We start from the raw sequence: 15,806 nt of genomic DNA on the forward strand, positions 1-15,806 counted from the left end.
GGCCGCTCCGTCCAACCCCTTCATCCTGGAGAATACCAATGCGCCTCATCACCGAGGAAATCCGCGCGGCCCTCATCACCAACGGTCGACGCTTCCAACGCGATCCAGACTTCGATCCGCTTCCGCTCGTCAAACTGTTTACGCCCGACGCGGCCGCCACATGGTTGATCGCTGCTGCCGAACCGGAGGACCCCGATCTGCTCTTCGGGCTCTGCGACCTCGGCGTCGGGTTTCCCGAACTCGGTTCCGTTCTTCTCTCGGAGATCCAATCCGTTCGCGGCCGCCTTGGCCTGCGCGTCGAAAGGGACCTCACCTTTAAAGCGGACCGGCCAATTTCGGCCTATGCCAAAGTCGCTACTGCAGCCAGCCGGATCGTCGCCTAGCTGAGTATATAGCCAGGAGGGGCCGTAGTCGGCAGGCTACGGTCCCGGTCTGTTTGTCGTCATTGGCGAAATGCAACTCGTGGCGCTCTAACCGGATCTTGTCAGAAGCGAGGTCAGCCAGGTGCCAGCACATTGCATACCCAACCCACCCTGTCTGCTCAGAAGTGTCAGGATGCCATGAGGGGCCGGAACGCTTCAAGGCCGCGCGGCCCCTCCAATTTTGCCGCAAGCGGCAAAATCGGCTCCTCCGCGCGCCGGCCCCGCCGGTCGCGTGACGCGAGCCTTGACCCCTTCCGACCCCTCATGACCGACGGCGTCATCTTTCACAAATTCAAGGAGATGACGATGACGATCGAACAGCACATCGAGGAACTGCGCGCTGAATTGCAGTATTGCCCGGACGCCGAGGAGCGCCACCAGATCGAAGCCGAACTGGAAGCGGCACGGCAGGAACTCGTCCGTCGCAACACCGATGACCCGCCTCCAGAATAGAGGCCGTGCGTCATCTTGCTTCGACCGCAATCTTTTGGACGTATCGCCGAGCGGTGACAGGATGTGATCGTTCAGGTCGCCGGTGCCTTGACGAACCGGTTGGGTTCGACCGCCGCATTCATGTCTTTTCTCCGGAAATAAATCGCCCGTCCGCAACGCAACGGACTGTGACCCTGGACAATGATGATCTGCTCGTCCTTGCGCATCGACTGGATGATTTCGTGCGGCATAATCAGCGGTCTGCGCTGAAGGCTGACACTCTCTGACCGCCTCGAAGCTTTGTCAGAGCTGCTCCCGCCGATATTGCGGGACCGGCCCTCGACCTCAACGGTCATTTCGCCACATTGAGCGGAAACGTTCCGGGCCGTGTCGAGCGCCTTGATTGCCGCATAGGATGCAAAGGCGCATCCATCGATCCATGAGGTCGCGCCATCACGGCCGAAGTGCTTTTCGAGCTGGCCGACCGATTGATACATCAACATCAGCGTGATGCCGTATTTCCGGCCGTAGTCGCGGGCATCCTCGAGCACGCGCATGAAGCCGAGCAGATCGATCTCATCGAGCATGAAGAGTGCGCGGCGGTCGAAGGCCCCGTCGGCCTGGATCATGGCATTGATCAGTGAACCGACGATGACGCGGGCAATGCCCGGATAGCTGCGCAGGATCGAGGCGGGAATGTTCAGGAAAACGTCGATCGCGCCCTTGACGATATCACCCGATTTGAATGCCGTCCCGCAGACGAGCGCGGCATAGTCGTCGAGCGATAGCCATTGTGTATCCTTCGACGCGGTAGAATAGACGCCACTGAAAGTCTGTTCCGTCATATTGGTGAAGACGCCCAGCGTCTCGCGGACAAAGGCCGATTGCGATGTTTCCTGAATGTCGCGCAACATCGCCAGGACTGACGGTTCGGGCTCGGAAACAATCTGGCGCAGACTGCGAAGATCGCGACGGCCGGCATAGTCCGCAGAGAGCATGATGTGCGCCAGCAAACCTGTCAGAAGATTGTGCGCCTGGTTCTGGAAATATGACCCCGTCGATGTTTCGATCCGAGAGCTTTCCGACAGAAGCATGTGAGCAACCGCGACGATGTCCTCTTCCTTGGATTTCGAGGTTTCAATCCAGTCGAGGACGTTGAAGCCCCAAGCGGGATTGGATGGGCCAAGTACGATGCAGTTTCGTTTGAGCTTCGTTCGCCGATGGGCAACAACCATCGGCGCTACTTCGGTCGAGGGATCGAGGCAGATCAGTGGTCCGGTATAGCGCAACGCTGTCGGAATAACATTGCTCGTGGTCTTGTATCCGCCTGAACCAGCGAAAAACAGCATATGAGTGGAATCGAAATCTTGCCTATAGGTGAGCAGCGGTGCCTTGCCGCCTTTCCCCCAGGTTGACCGGTCGTCAGGCCGAAAGGGGACACGGTGGATCGTCTCGAGATCGACCCGGTAGCGCTCGCCAATGACGATTTCGCCATCCGCCGGAAACTGAGTGGCGGCGGCAGACATAGACAGCCAGTCGGCGTCGCCGAAGGTGCCCCGCCGGGCTCGTTTTACCGGTCCACCGATGATTATGGACATACGGGCGGAGATCGCCACGATGGCAAAGCCGCCGATTGCGCCTGCGGCTGCGTAGAGATCGAGATAGGAAAACGCCGCTGCCCAGCTGACCACTCCAGTCTGAACGAAGGGGGACAGTCGGGCGTGTTCCCGCACAGCGTAAAATCCGCCAATGCAGAGAAACGTGATGACATTGACAAGCGCGATCGGTCTGCGCCGGTGCAGAGGCAAGATTGCCACAGTAATGAGCCCCGAAATCGGTCCAAAGAAAAGATTGGGAATCGGGGACGCACGCATGAACCAATAGGCATACTCGGGCGCAACCATAGTCGCCATCGTCGGCCACTTGTAAGCTGTGATAAGCAAAGTCGCGAGGCTCACTGCTATTGGCACGAGTGCCAGCAGGACCATCGGGCTGAGTCGTCGTTTCGCCGCCATCCCGCACTCTCTGTTTATAGTTTGATCAGTGCGCGGGCCTCCGCCCGAAAGGCCTTCGCACCGAGGGCGCATAGCCGATCATGCTCCGCCGCCCCGACTGGAACCCGGCTCGCCTCGATCAGCGCTCCGAGCAGAAACGCCCGATCGGCGTTCCTTAAGCCTGCCTTGATGACCAATCCGCCGAGGATGATCTTTTCGCGGGTTTCGCGCTTGCGCTCTTGAGTCATCCTGCGTTGCAGCTTCCGTTCGAGAAATACAATCCGCTGGTCAAGCCGCCTAAGCGGATGGACCGTCGGCCCCTCAGACCCTTTCGCGAAATCGCGTGACGATCTCTGCAAAAATGGCGTCGAGCTCGCTGTCGGGAATGTCGAGTTCGGCGAGACCGGCTTTCTGCGCCATCCGGGCGAAACGCTCGTTGGCTTTAACCAGTAGGTTCTTGCGTTTCGCCCGCAGTGTTTCGATCTGAGCGTCGATATCGGAAATGGTTGTTTTTGCGCGCACCTTTCGTCCTTCCTCTGTCTGCGATGAGACGCGATTATACTGTCTTAAATTTAGTAGTCAAATCGTCGGAAATGAGGTATTGGAAAATGAAACTCCGAGCCAAAGATGAATCATGAAGTGCTACTAAGTAGGCGGATGGCGCAATATACGTCGCAGTTGCGACGCGCTTGGGAGGGGAGCTTGACCTGAATTGGCTATCATGTTTGTGAGGGCTCAGGTGATCAGCCGGAGTGCCGGACGCAGTATCATCTCTGCAGCTGCCTATCGTCATCGCACCAAGATGATGGACGAACAGATCGGCAAGGAATTCCGCTACTATGGCGATGCTGCGGAACTGGCGCATGAAGAACTTGCTTTGCCCGCCGAGACACCCGCATGGCTGAAGGCGGCCATAGATGGGCGGACGATCGCTGGTGCCAGTAAAGTGCTTTGGAACGCGGTCGACCGTTTCGAGACGCGCTGCGATGCGCAGCTTGCCCGCGAGATCATTCTCGCGCTTCCGGTGGAATTAAACCGCAAGGAGAACATCGAACTTGTGCGCGACTTCGTGCGGGAAAACCTCACGTCGCGGGGAATGGTCGCCGATTGGGTTTATCACGACAAGGACGGCAATCCGCATGTTCATATTATGGCAACGCTGCGCCCTTTGGCCGAGGAGGGGTTCGGGCCAAAGAAAGTCGCGATCGTCGGTGAAGACGGCCAACCGGTACGCGTCAAAACGCCCGACCGACCTGAGGGGAAAATCGTTTATCGGCTGTGGGCAGGCGACAAGGAAGCGATGAAGGAGTGGAAGGTTGCCTGGGCGGAAACGGCAAGCCGCCATCTGGCGCTTGCCGGTCATGACTTCCGCCTTGATGGTCGTTCCTACGATGAACAAGGACTTCGCGGACTGGAGCAACGGCATTTCGGTCCGGATCGTGCTGCGCTTGTTCGTAAAGGCGTCGAACCCTATTCTTCACCGACTGCATTGGCCAAGCGCTATGAGATTGCCGACCGGCTCACGGATGATCCGACCTTGTTGCTCAAGCAACTCGCCATCGAGCGATCGACCTTTAACGAGAGGGATATCGCCCGCGCGCTACATCGTTATATCGACGATCCGATCGTCTTTGCCAATATACGCGCCAGACTGATGGCATCGGACGATCTGGTGATGCTGCAGCCGCAACGGCTAAACAGTGAAACCTGCAAAGTAGAGTGTCCGGCGGTGTTCACGACGCGCGCTCTGGTCCGAACCGAATATGAAATGGCACGCTTGGCAATTAAGTTGTCGAAGATGAAAGGCTTCGGTGTCTCTAAGTCCCGCGTTGACGCTGCCGTTACATCAATTGAATCTGAAATGTCTGCCGGTGGTGTTCGGCTCGCAACAGAGCAAATCGATGCCGTCCGGCATGTTACCGCCGGTGGCGCAATTGCCGCGGTCGTCGGTGTGGCCGGCGCCGGTAAATCGACATTGTTGAGTGCCGCCCGTACTGTTTGGGAAAATGAGGGGCGGCGTGTCGTCGGTGCGGCACTGGCCGGCAAGGCTGCTGAGGGATTGGAGGAAAGTTCCGGTATTCTCGCCCGCACCATCGCCTCCTGGGAACGTGCCTGGGAGCGAGGTAACGATCTTCTCGGAAAAGGGGATGTGCTGGTCGTAGACGAGGCCGGAATGGTGTCGTCCCAACAAATGGGGCGTTTGTTGAAGCGTATCGAGGTCGCGGGCGCAAAGGCGGTGCTCATTGGTGATCCGATGCAGCTTCAGCCGATTCAGGCCGGTGCGGCTTTCCGAGCGATTGTCGAGCGCATCAACTCTGTAGAGCTGGCCGGTGTCCGGCGGCAGAAAGAGGAATGGGCGCGTACGGCCTCCAAGCAATTTGCCCGCGGCGATGTGAAAGCGGCGCTTGCCGCTTATGGCGAACGCGGGCATATCGTTAGCGCCGAGACCCGTCAGGCTGCCATCGAGCGCATCGTCGTAGACTGGACAGCTGCACATCGCGAATTGGTAGCGAACGCCAGGGCGGAAGGTCGCAAACTTCGTGGCGACGAACTGACTGTACTTGCGCATACCAATGACGACGTGAAGGTGTTGAACCGTTCTATTCGCAATGTGCTTTCGACGGATGGACTGTTGTCGGACAGCCGGCCGTTCCTGACCGAGCGCGGTATGCGGGAGTTCGCGGTTGGTGATCGGATCATCTTTCTCGAAAATGCCCGGTTCGTCGCGCCGCATGCCAAGAACCTTACTGTTCAGCACGTGAAGAACGGCATGCTCGGGACGGTTTGCTCGACGGCAGCCGGAAGCGGGACGGCGCTGCTCACGGTGCGGCTCGACAATGGACGCGATGTCGTTTTTGCCGAGGATACCTATCGCAATGTCGATCATGGCTACGCCGCGACCATCCACAAAAGTCAGGGTTCGACTTTTCATCGCGCCTTCGTGCTGGCGACCGGCATGATGGACCAGCATCTGACGTATGTCGCGATGACCCGCCACCGCGATCGCGTCGATCTTTATGTTGCTGCGGAGGATTTCCAGCGGAGGCGGGAACGCGACAGAGCGCCGCGTGCCGACTACACCGACGGGGTTAGCGGCGAGCTTGTCGAAACAGGAATTGCGACGTTTCGACCGCGCGACGATGTAGGTCCAAGTCCCTATGCCGATCTTCGTATTGAAGATGGAATGACTCATCGTCTGTGGGGCGTCAGTCTGCCGAAGGCGCTGAAGAATGGCGGGGTGCAGGTCGGCGACACCGTGATGCTTCGAAAGGATGGAACAGAGAAGGTCACGGTCAAGGTTCCAGTCAACGATGAAGACACTGGCAAAAGACGCTTCGAAGAGCGTGTTGTCGAGCGCAACATCTGGAGAGCGGGTCTGATCGAAAAAGCAGAGGACCGACAACGACGGATTGCCAAGGAAAACCGTTTGCCGGACTTATTTCCGCAGCTGGTTATACGGCTCTCGCGTTCGGGCGGAAAAACGACCACGCTCGATTACGTGACGCAGGATGCATACCGATCACTGGCAGAGGACTTCGCGAAGCGTCGCGGAATTGAGGTAGTGTCTGGCTGGAGTCTTGTTGAGAAGGCGGATCGTACACTGAGCTGGCTTTCCGATCAGCGTGGTCGAGTGGTTAGACTATGGCAACGCGCCAACTCCGCGCTTGATATTGCGGCTGAGCATGCCGAAGGCATTGAGGCAAGTAGCAGTGCAGCCAGGCGGCAGGTTCCTAAGGTCAGTGCGGATGAGGATCCAGAATTACTCCCGGCAACGATTTCGTTCTCGCGGACACTCGAGGAAGATGCTCGACTTGCGCACCTCGCATCACCTGCCTGGGCGGAGCAGGAAGCGATCATCATGCCTTTGCTCAAGCGGATTTACCGCGATCCGGCGGCCGCGCTTGCGCGGTTGAACGAACAATCCTCGAATACCGCCAAGGATCCGCAGCTGATCGCAGACCGGCTTATTCGATTCCCGAAAGCACTCGGGAAACTGCGTGGCGGCGCTAACCTTGTCGACGGTCAAGCGGCCAGGAAGGAGAGGGCGGCGACCTTGTCAGCTGTGCCAGAGCTCGCGCTTTTGGCGCGAGCTCTGGCGACGGAGTTTCGTAGCCAAGAAGAGCGCTTCCTCAACCGCGAGCGAATGCGCAGATTGCATATGAGCTTCGTTGTTCCGGCACTTTCCAAAAATGCAAGAGCGCGGCTTTTGGAGATCGAAACGGCCTGGGAGAAAGGGGGAGATGAGGCATATCGATCCGCTTTCCGGATCGCCACGGAGGATCGCTCAGTGGTCCAGGAGGTCAAGGCCATCGACGATGCACTGACCCGTCGGTTCGGATGGCTTGCGTTTTCCGACAAGGCAGATGGCTTCGCTAAGCGCGATACGGCGATGCGTTTTCCGGAAAGCATGGTGGAGGAAAGGCAGGCCGAACTGACTGTGCTGTTTTCGGTCGTTAGACGGTTTGCGGCGGAGCAGCGCATGATAGAAAAACATGAGCCCGCTCAACTCATCGCGCCGGCAGCATTTGCTCCGCAGTATGCGGTCGCGTGCTTGCCAATGTTGCCAGCTGTAACCGAATTCAAGATCCGTGTGGAGGATGAGGCGCGGCTCAGGGCGGTGGAGGCCCAGCATTACAGGCAGGAGAGAGCGGCACTCGGGCGAGACGCAGTTCGGATCTGGCGCGATCCGGCCACCGCGGTTACGACGATCGAAAGCCTTGTAACAATGAAGATCGACCCCGAACGCATTGTGCATGCCATTGTCGCTGATCCCGCCGCCTATGGCGCCTTGCGTGGCTCGGACAGGGTGTTGGACAGGCTCCTGGCAGCAGGACGAGAGCGTCGGGAAGCGATGCAGTATGTCAATATCGCTGCCGCCTCCATTCGCGCCATGGGGCGCTCCTACGCCGCCGCCTACGAGGCGGAGTTTTTGGCGGTCAGGACTGAACGAAACCGCATGAGTGTCGCTATACCAGGGTTGACCAAAGAAGCTGAGAGTGCGCTCCGTCGTTTGACGGACCAGACGGCGAAGAATGCGAAGCATCTCGCGGGGAAGGTTCGGGCGCTTAATCCGGAGATCCGTGCGGAGTTCACGACTGTCTGCAAGGCGCTCGATGCACGTTTCGGACCGGGAGCACTCGCCCGCGGCGACAGACATGCGATTAAAATGGTGCCGAAGTCGCAATGGGCGGCATTTGAGGCGATGCGCCATCGTATGCGCGGGCTTCTGCGCGCCACCGGCGCCTACGAAGCTGAGGAGGCAAGCGTCGGGAACCAGCGCCGCGCCCTTGCCAGATCGGGCCGACGGGAGCCGGAGAGCGGCACATGACTATGATCCGGCGTATCAACGCCGGGGCCACTTCTAGTGTATCAAATCACGCAGGATCTTGCGGCATTGACAGAAGCTCTCTTTCCAAGCTGGCACCGTGCTCGACGATGCACAACGTTCCAGCCATCCGAGCTCTGAACAAGGTCGGGCGATGTTGCCGCGAAGCTCTTTAAAGCCGAGCGCGCACAATCCCCTCGCGGAAAAATTCTGCGCTGCAGCCAACTCGGTGCTGATGATCGCTAGCGCCGCGCCGCGCGGCTGCTCGCCGGCTCCAGCCCTTTGCCGCGATAGGCCACGGGGATGCCCACTGTCTCGTGGGCCGTTGCCAGCGTTTCGAGCCAGGTTGCCAGTTCGGTGGGTACCTTCTCGTCGCCGGTCTCCATCGCCTCGATCCACGCTAGATTGCAATGGAGCGCGCTCGCGAGATTGATCGGCGTCCAGCGAAGGGCAAGTAGGCATTGGGTAAATCGCGCGGGGGTCATTTCAGGGCTCAAGTTTGCAGGGGCGTCGGTTCGATGAGGCTATACACGCAGAAATAAGTCAAGGTGATGACTTGTCGCGCCACGATGATGTGATCGCGTTCTGGTCCACAGCAATCGTCGACACTAGGAAAAACTGCTGTGATCGTTAAGCGGGATGTCCAACTTGCGTTCGTCGGCGCTGGCCGCTAATCCCGATGTTGATGGCAAGTGACAGCGACTCGCGCGGGCGAGTGGACAAGGACAGCCAAGACCGGGGCATTGACCGTTGAACGCGACCATTTACCAGTCTGCCATCAACATTGCCGCAAAGGTCGGCCTCTATCTTTCGCTCGCGATGTTCATTCCGGCGCTGGTCGATCTCTATTTCGGCCATCCGGACTGGAAGGTTTTCGCTGTTTCGGCGTGTCTGATGGGTAGCCTTTCGCTGGTCACAATGGCGGCTACGCAGGGCGGACCACCGGCATTCAACCGGAAAATGGGCTTTCTGCTCGTCAACCTGTTGTGGCTCGTCGTCTCGTTTGTCGGTGCCATTCCATTCTGGCTATCCTCGGTCAATCTCGATTTCGCCGAGGCGCTGTTCGAGTCTGTCTCTGGCATCACCACAACCGGCTCAACTGTCATTGCCGGTCTGGACAATGCGCCACCCGGTATTCTTGTTTGGCGTTCGCTGCTCCATTGGCTCGGCGGCATCGGGATCGTCGCGCTCGGGCTGTTCGTCATGCCGTATCTGCGCGTCGGCGGACTGTCGTTTTTCAAGATGGAATCGTCCGATACCACCGAGAAGCCGTTTGCGCGCATCGTCACCTTCACTCGTGCCTTTATACTGATCTACATCGTCCTGACGGTCACCTGCGCGATCATCTACGGCTATCTCGGAATGGATCGCTTCGATGCGATCAATAACGCGATGTCGACGATTGCGACCGGGGGCTTTTCCACCCACGACGCCTCGCTCGGCTATTTTAACAGCCTGCCGATCCTGTGGGTGGCGACCTTCTTCATGACGGTCAGCAGCCTGCCGTTTTCCGTGCTGATCATCTTTATCGTGCGCGGCCGGCTGGACACGCTGAAGGACCCGCAGATCATTGTTTTCCTTTCCTACCTCACTGTGCTCGCGATTGGGGCCAGCTTGTTTCAACGGTTGGAAAACGGCATCGACTTTCACGAGGCGCTGGCGCATTCGTTCTTCACGGTATCGTCGATCCTGTCGACAACAGGCTTTGCCAGCGATGACTACATGCTGTGGGGCGACTTCATCGTCGCACTCGCCTTTGCAGCGACCTTCATGGGCGGGTGTTCGGGCTCGACCGCTGGCGGCATGAAGGCATATCGCTTCATCATCATCTTCAATTCCATTCGGGCAGGGCTCTATAGGCTCATCTACCCGAACGCGATCCACACGGTTCGCTACGGCAAGGCGCTGGTCGATGTCGACGTGCAGCGGACCGTCTTTTTGTTCTTCACGGCCTACATGATGATCTGGGCCTTCGGCAGCCTGGCCATGGGCGCTTTTGGCTATGACCTTTTGACGTCGGCGTCGGCGATCGCCACGGCGCTTTCAAATGTCGGTGCCGGGCTCGGCCCGATCATCGGGCCGGCTGGAAACTTCTCCACCTTGTCCGATCCGGCGCTCTATCTGCTGTCGGTCATGATGCTGCTCGGCCGTCTCGAGATCCTGACCGTTCTGGTCATCCTGACGCCGCTGTTCTGGAAGGATTAAGGCACGAGCGTTTCCGGGTTGAACGAAATTGCATAAACGGCTGTATCTCTTTGTTATTACGCATTTCTTGACGGGAAACCGCTACGCACTTGCCCTGGAAATGCTCTGAGAGCCCAAGCGAGTTGGGCTCTCGAGGTTCAGACCGGCTCCGCTTCGCGCCGGGTCGCTGAGTTGTCGACGTAGTATTTTTCGAAGCGGTGGCGATAGTGTTCGGCTGCGCCGAAGTCGCTGTATTTCGCCAATTCCCGCATATCCGTCTTGTTGAGGATGACGCCGAGGATCTTCGAGTTGATCTGCGGTTCGGCGTGGAGCAGGTCGCGCACGAGCCGTGACGGTGTGCGGCCCCATTCGGCCACGAAGAGGAAGCCGTCGGCAAGCGGCGAAAACGCCTTGCCATCAACGACAGGGGCGAGTGCTGCGAGGTCGACGATCACATAGTCGAAGGACTTGCGCGCGTTCGCGATCAATTCCTCCATGGCCGGCGAGGCGAGCAACTCGTGGCTGTCATGCGGGTAGTGGTTGGTGGCTTCGCCACCGACCGGGAAGATCGCAAGCTTCGTCTTGTGGTCGATCTTGATACCGGCCGGCCAGGATGTCTCGCCGGTTAGCGCCTCGACAAGTCCGGTCTTGGGCGCCGGCGTGATCATCTTGCTAAGGCCGGGCCTGCGGATATCCGCATCGATCAGCAGCGTCCGCTTGCCGCTGGCGGCGAGAAGGGCGGCAAAATTGGCAGCGACGATTGATTTCCCTTCATCGGGAACCGCCGACACAATGCCGACCACACGGCAGGCATTTCCATGCAGCATCTGGTCACAGGCGAGCTTGGCGTTGCGGAACGTCTCGGTAAAGGAGGAGCGCGGCGCGTCGAGCACGATGCGGCTGACGCGTTCGAAGGGCACCGGCTCCGGTGTCGGTTGTGGTGGTCCCTTGTCCTTCACAAACCGGGCACGCATATGGTCTGTGGCTGTCGCCGGGCGCGGGCCGATCAGCGGGACATAACCGAGCGCCCGATGCCCGAGGATCGAACGGACGTCGCCTTCGAGACGGAACGTGCGCTCCCGGAATTCCTGAAACGCCGCAAACGCCCCGCCTGCCATCATGCCGAGCACGGCGGAGAGGGCCAGGATCATCGTCTTCTTCGGGCTTGAGGGCGAAACAGGCACGCCGGCTGCGGAAATCACCCGAGCCTTGGCAATCGGGAAGGAGCGCTGTTGTGCTGCCTGCTCATAGCGGCCGAGATAGGATTCATAGAGTGTCTTCAGAGCTGCGGCCTTCTGCTCGAGTTCGCGCAGATGGACGAGCGAGCGGTTTGCGTCGGAGTTCCGGCCGGTGGTTCCCTCGATGTTTTCGCGCAACGAGGCTTCGCGGGACCGCGCGACCTCGTATTCATTGCGATAGCTCGAGGTCAGCTGCTGCAGTTCCTGATAGATCTGGCGGCCGATATCGTTCTTCTCCGCCCGCAGCGATACCGCCTGGGGATGATCGGCGCTAAAGCTCTGGGTCACCTCCTGCTCGCGTTTGCTGACGGTCAGATAGCGGGTCCTGAGGTCGCGGATCACCGAATTGTCGCCGTCCTTCGACGAGATCGTCGCATTGTCGACCGCCTTTTCAGGGCCCTGTTCGACGATCGCCTGAAACTGCTTGTAGCGGGCCGAAGCGGAGGCCGTGTCGGCCTGGGCAATGATCAGCTGGCTGTTGAGATCGGCGAGCTGCTGCTCGGACATCAGTTCTCCCCGCGCCGAGGTCAGCCCGTTGTCGGTTCGGTATTGTTCGACTTCCAGCGAAGCGACCTGCGAACGCTGCCTCAGGTCGGCCAGGCGCTCCTGCAACCACACGGATGCCCGTTCGGTCGCCTCGAAATTGGCGTTCAACTGGTCGGTCAGGTAGGAATCGGCATAGGCGCGCACCACCTGCGCTGCCAGCTGCGGATCGCTCGAACGGTAGGCAAGGGCAACGACCGAGCTTCGCGAGACGCGTTCGACGGCGAGGCCCTGCTGGATAAGCGCGGCTGCCTTCTGTCGCCGGCCGCTGCGTGCGGCCTCTTCCGAAACCGCAGAGCCGCCCGTAAACACACCGGTGATCGATTTCATCCAATCCTTGACCACAGCGAAAGCCGAGCGTGGCGGATTGACGATCGTGTCGTTGTCGGCAAGGTTGATCTTGTCGACGACGCGCAGAGCCAATTCGCCTGATTTGAGGATCTCGACGGCGCTGGCAAGTTGGGTATCGAGCAGCTGGCTGTTTTGTGGGGAAGCTTCTTCTTCCGCGAATTTCGAGAGGTTCTCGTCGAGCAGGATCTGCGTCATCGAGGTATAGTTCGGCGTGGCGAAAAGCAGGTAGACACCGCCGAGAACGACGAACAGGGCGACGAACAGCCCGACTGTCTTGCCGCGACGAACCACCACCGAAAAAAGCCGGTCAAGGTCGATGAAGCCATCGGATTCCTCGGCTTCGCGGGGCAATACGCTACTGAACGGTAGACTTCTTTGTTTCATTGGGTCGCTCTGTCCGTTTTCATATAGCTATCGGCCGGCGCCCCCACATCTCGGGGCGCCGGAAACCGGGTTTATGCCGCGCGGATGCGGCCTTCGTGAGACAAAACCATGTCCCTGACGGATTCGTAGACCAAATCGCCGATATCCGAACGAGCAAGAGCGAAGGCGACGTTCGCCTCGATGAACCCATGCTTGGAGCCGCAATCGAAGGTTCGGCCATCATAGGGGTGGGCGTGGAACGCCTGGTCCTTGGACAGGTTCAGCATGCCGTCCGTCAGCTGAATTTCGTTGCCGGCGCCGCGCTGCTGACGGGCGAGAATGCCGAAGATCTCAGGCTGGAGAACGTAGCGACCGTTGAGGTAGAAGTTCGAGGGCGCCTCTCCCGCTTTCGGCTTTTCGACCATTTCGGTGACCGCGAAACCATGCGAAACGGACGTTCCCTTGCCCACGATGCCGTATTTGGAGGCATCCTCCGGCGCGCATTGTTCGACGCCGACGACATTGCCTCCGGTTTGACGATAGAGATCCATCAGGCCAGCCATGCAGCCGCGCGCGCCATAGGAAAGCATGTCGGGCAGAAGCAGTGCAAAAGGCTCGTCGCCGATCAGGTCGCGCGCGCACCACACGGCATGTCCGAGGCCGAGCGGCGCCTGTTGCCGGGTGAAGCTGACGGAGCCGGCCCTGGGCAACATGGCTTCGAGCTCGGAAATCTGGGCGTTCTTGCCCGAGCGCGTCAGCGACGAAATCAGCTCGGGCGTATCGTCGAAGTGGTCTTCGATCGCCTGCTTGTTACGGCTGGTGACGAAGACGATATGTTCGATGCCGGCCTCGCGGGCCTCATCGACGGCATATTGCACGACCGGACGATCGACGATCGTCAGCATCTCTTTCGGCACAGCTTTGGTCGCGGGAAGGAAACGCGTGCCGTTGCCGGCAACCGGAATAACTGCTTTTCTGACAGTTCTGATACGGTCCATGGCATTATCCTTTTCTCGTGTGAGGGCTTTTGCCCGAGGTGGATCGTTCAGCCGCCACCGTCATTGTGGCGGGCTTCAAGCGCGACAGCGGCGCAACCAGGCGGCGCAGTCGCACGGCGATCGGCATCCTGAGATGCCGGAGCGCGCGGGGGTTGGAGAGCGCGGTTCTGATGGCGCCGCCCAGCGATCTGGATTTGATGTGTTCAACGAGTGCCAAGAAGGCGCGCGCCTCGTAAAGGCTGCGGCTGCGCTTGCGCTGCATGGCCATCGCGCTTGCGTCGATGGCGTGGGTGCTGAGGAAGTCTGTGTCGGCGGCGATCATCGCATCGACGTGGCGCAGTTCCAGCACGCGCGAGATGGAGCCTTCGCGGATGTGATAACGATAGCCGGCGGACGGATCGACGACACAGCGCCCGCCTTCGGCAAGGGCCGAGGCCAGCAGGATATAGTCTTCGCCGATGCGGATCTCTTCCTTGAAGCGGAGGCGCTTTTGCTCAAGAAACCGACGTTCGAAGATCGGCTTCATGTAGCCGAAATTATAGGTCGACCTGAAAAGCACGTTGGATTCGATGAAGGCGGCAAGGGTGAGAACCGGTGTATTCTCAAGCGTCGTGTCGTCAAACATCCGTTCGCGCCGGCCATCAAGGTTCAGAACCTCCAGATTGTCGACGGCGATATCAGCGCTTTCGCGGCGTGCCCGTGCGATCATTCGCGCAAGTCTTCCGGGGCGAACCGTGTCGTCGGCATCGAGGATGGCGACCCATTCGCCGCGGGCTGCGTCGAGACCGGCGTTGCGCGCGCCGCCAGGGCCCCGGTTGGCCGGAAGTCGGATCACCCGGATACGCGGATCGGCGATAGCCTCGACGACAGCCGCCGTATTGTCCTGCGACGCATCGTCGACGACGATGACTTCGACCGAGACATCTTCCTGGGCGAGCGCACTGTCGATTGCGCGCGTGATTGTATCAGCCGCCTTGAAGGCCGCGATGACGAAGCTGACATCTGGATTGGTTGTCGTCATGGCGCCGCCACTTCCGATGTGCCGTATTGCTCGAGCTCGCGAACGCCGAAAAGGCCGCTGACGACGCCGGCATGCATGACGGCACGCAGGGCATAGCGCGAACGCGCGACCGGCGAGGCGAGCAGGATGAGGCTTGCGGCAGCGCAATACCCGCACTTTGCGGCGGCACGAACGATCTCGACGGCTTTTCCGCTGCCTGCAGAGGCCTGTGCGAGCAGGCGTCCATGTGTCTGGCCCGAGCGAAAGCGTCGTTTTGCCAACCATTGGAAGCTGGCGCGCTTTTCCGGCACTATTTCGTAGACCAGGGCATCCGACGCATAGGCCAGACGGCCGCCGGCCTTGTGCATATGGGTGAAGAACTCCGTATCTTCACCGCCGGTTCGGCCGAGCGCGAGGTTGAAACGCCGGCCGGCAAGTGCCGGCGTTTTTCGATCGAGCAAGACGTTGCAGGTGTAGCCCGTTATGATCTCGCCGCCGACCCAGACGGGTCGCGTCGAGTGGAAGTCACCGCGGCGCATCCAGGACGGCGCCGAAAGGTCATATTCGGCTCGGACCGGGCCGAGAACCGCCTCGGCCCCGGTGGCTGAGGCCGTCTCCAGCAGACGCACCAGCCAGTCGCGAGCAACCGTTTCGTCGTCATCGACGAAGGCGAGGTAGTCGCCCGATGCGTTATCAAGGCAGGCGTTACGGGCGATCGAGATGTTGCTCGCCGGGCAATGCACATAGTCGATCCCGAAGGGAATTTCCGACCTCAATGCGTCGACAAGACCTTCGGCACTTGGCTGTAGATCGTTGTCGGCGACGATGATCCGAATTGCCGTCCCATCCGGCACGGTAATGGCAGCCAGCGAACGCAGGGTTTCGGCAAGCTCTCGCCGGCGAAACGTGCAGACCGCGATGTCGACCCGAAGGCCGGCGGCCATTTTCTTCGTTG

General features: G+C 59.7%; 12 protein-coding genes. 4 read left to right on the forward strand and 8 right to left on the reverse strand.

Features of this window, described 5'->3' with window-relative positions:
- Window positions 1-32: 32 nt before the first annotated feature.
- Both ASD02_RS09975 and ASD02_RS39180 read left to right on the forward strand, forming a co-directional pair.
- Window positions 33-383 (forward strand): DUF2958 domain-containing protein, encoded by a 351-nt coding sequence (locus ASD02_RS09975; RefSeq protein ID WP_198956882.1) that lies wholly within the window; start codon window positions 33-35, stop codon window positions 381-383.
- A 345-nt stretch (window positions 384-728) separates the two neighbouring features.
- The gene (locus tag ASD02_RS39180; RefSeq protein ID WP_164474906.1) at window positions 729-875 is read left to right on the forward strand and encodes a hypothetical protein; all 147 of its coding nucleotides are present in this window, start codon (window positions 729-731) and stop codon (window positions 873-875) included.
- A 71-nt stretch (window positions 876-946) separates the two neighbouring features.
- Here the strand turns inward: ASD02_RS39180 and traG are convergent, their stop codons facing one another.
- From traG to ASD02_RS09995, 3 genes are all read right to left on the reverse strand, one after another.
- Window positions 947-2,869, reverse strand: a complete 1,923-nt coding sequence (traG, locus tag ASD02_RS09985) for a Ti-type conjugative transfer system protein TraG (protein WP_057214372.1) — start codon at window positions 2,867-2,869, stop codon at window positions 947-949.
- 14 nt (window positions 2,870-2,883) lie between these two features.
- A complete protein-coding gene (locus ASD02_RS09990) occupies window positions 2,884-3,096 on the reverse strand; it encodes a conjugal transfer protein TraD (protein WP_057214376.1) in 213 nt (70 codons plus the stop codon).
- A 73-nt stretch (window positions 3,097-3,169) separates the two neighbouring features.
- Window positions 3,170-3,370, reverse strand: coding sequence for a TraC family protein (locus ASD02_RS09995; protein WP_057214379.1), 201 nt, complete (start codon window positions 3,368-3,370; stop codon window positions 3,170-3,172).
- A gap of 199 nt (window positions 3,371-3,569) precedes the next feature.
- Here ASD02_RS09995 and traA point away from each other — a divergent pair, with 199 nt between their 5' ends.
- On the forward strand, window positions 3,570-8,177 hold the full coding sequence (gene traA, locus ASD02_RS10000; protein ID WP_347376827.1) for a Ti-type conjugative transfer relaxase TraA: 4,608 nt from the start codon (window positions 3,570-3,572) through the stop codon (window positions 8,175-8,177).
- 239 nt (window positions 8,178-8,416) lie between these two features.
- Here traA and ASD02_RS10005 read toward each other — a convergent pair whose 3' ends face one another.
- Window positions 8,417-8,659 (reverse strand): hypothetical protein, encoded by a 243-nt coding sequence (locus ASD02_RS10005; RefSeq protein WP_057214385.1) that lies wholly within the window; start codon window positions 8,657-8,659, stop codon window positions 8,417-8,419.
- Window positions 8,660-8,924: 265 nt separating this feature from the next.
- On the opposite strand from ASD02_RS10005, the gene ASD02_RS10010 reads away from it, so the two are divergent.
- Window positions 8,925-10,379, forward strand: a complete 1,455-nt coding sequence (locus tag ASD02_RS10010; protein WP_057214389.1) for a TrkH family potassium uptake protein — start codon at window positions 8,925-8,927, stop codon at window positions 10,377-10,379.
- Window positions 10,380-10,516: 137 nt separating this feature from the next.
- Here ASD02_RS10010 and ASD02_RS10015 read toward each other — a convergent pair whose 3' ends face one another.
- The 4 genes from ASD02_RS10015 to ASD02_RS10030 all read right to left on the reverse strand — a co-directional run bounded on the left by ASD02_RS10015 (window position 10,517) and on the right by ASD02_RS10030 (window position 15,795).
- Window positions 10,517-12,874, reverse strand: coding sequence for a Wzz/FepE/Etk N-terminal domain-containing protein (locus ASD02_RS10015; RefSeq protein WP_057220632.1), 2,358 nt, complete (start codon window positions 12,872-12,874; stop codon window positions 10,517-10,519).
- Between the two features lie 71 nt (window positions 12,875-12,945).
- Window positions 12,946-13,851 (reverse strand): UTP--glucose-1-phosphate uridylyltransferase, encoded by a 906-nt coding sequence (locus tag ASD02_RS10020; RefSeq protein WP_057214395.1) that lies wholly within the window; start codon window positions 13,849-13,851, stop codon window positions 12,946-12,948.
- 4 nt (window positions 13,852-13,855) lie between these two features.
- Entirely contained in the window at window positions 13,856-14,872 is a 1,017-nt protein-coding gene (locus tag ASD02_RS10025; RefSeq protein ID WP_057220633.1) for a glycosyltransferase family 2 protein, read from the reverse strand.
- On the reverse strand, window positions 14,869-15,795 hold the full coding sequence (locus ASD02_RS10030; RefSeq protein ID WP_057214475.1) for a glycosyltransferase family 2 protein: 927 nt from the start codon (window positions 15,793-15,795) through the stop codon (window positions 14,869-14,871). Before ASD02_RS10030 ends, ASD02_RS10025 begins: the two co-directional genes overlap by 4 nt.
- Window positions 15,796-15,806 lie beyond the last annotated feature (11 nt).

The sequence above is a fragment of the Ensifer sp. Root1252 genome (assembly GCF_001425885.1).
Taxonomy (GTDB): Bacteria; Pseudomonadota; Alphaproteobacteria; order Rhizobiales; family Rhizobiaceae; genus Ensifer; species Ensifer canadensis.

Bases quoted from the DNA above. Each gene is read 5' to 3' on its own strand.
- ASD02_RS39180 (WP_164474906.1), top strand. From the start codon at position 729: ATGACGATCGAACAGCACATCGAGGAACTGCGCGCTGAATTGCAGTAT.
- traG (WP_057214372.1), bottom strand. From the start codon at position 2,869: ATGGCGGCGAAACGACGACTCAGCCCGATGGTCCTGCTGGCACTCGTG.
- ASD02_RS09990 (WP_057214376.1), bottom strand. From the start codon at position 3,096: ATGACTCAAGAGCGCAAGCGCGAAACCCGCGAAAAGATCATCCTCGGC.
- traA (WP_347376827.1), top strand. From the start codon at position 3,570: ATGTTTGTGAGGGCTCAGGTGATCAGCCGGAGTGCCGGACGCAGTATC.
- ASD02_RS10005 (WP_057214385.1), bottom strand. From the start codon at position 8,659: ATGACCCCCGCGCGATTTACCCAATGCCTACTTGCCCTTCGCTGGACG.
- ASD02_RS10015 (WP_057220632.1), bottom strand. From the start codon at position 12,874: ATGAAACAAAGAAGTCTACCGTTCAGTAGCGTATTGCCCCGCGAAGCC.
- ASD02_RS10020 (WP_057214395.1), bottom strand. From the start codon at position 13,851: ATGGACCGTATCAGAACTGTCAGAAAAGCAGTTATTCCGGTTGCCGGC.
- ASD02_RS10025 (WP_057220633.1), bottom strand. From the start codon at position 14,872: ATGACGACAACCAATCCAGATGTCAGCTTCGTCATCGCGGCCTTCAAG.
- ASD02_RS10030 (WP_057214475.1), bottom strand. From the start codon at position 15,795: ATGGCCGCCGGCCTTCGGGTCGACATCGCGGTCTGCACGTTTCGCCGG.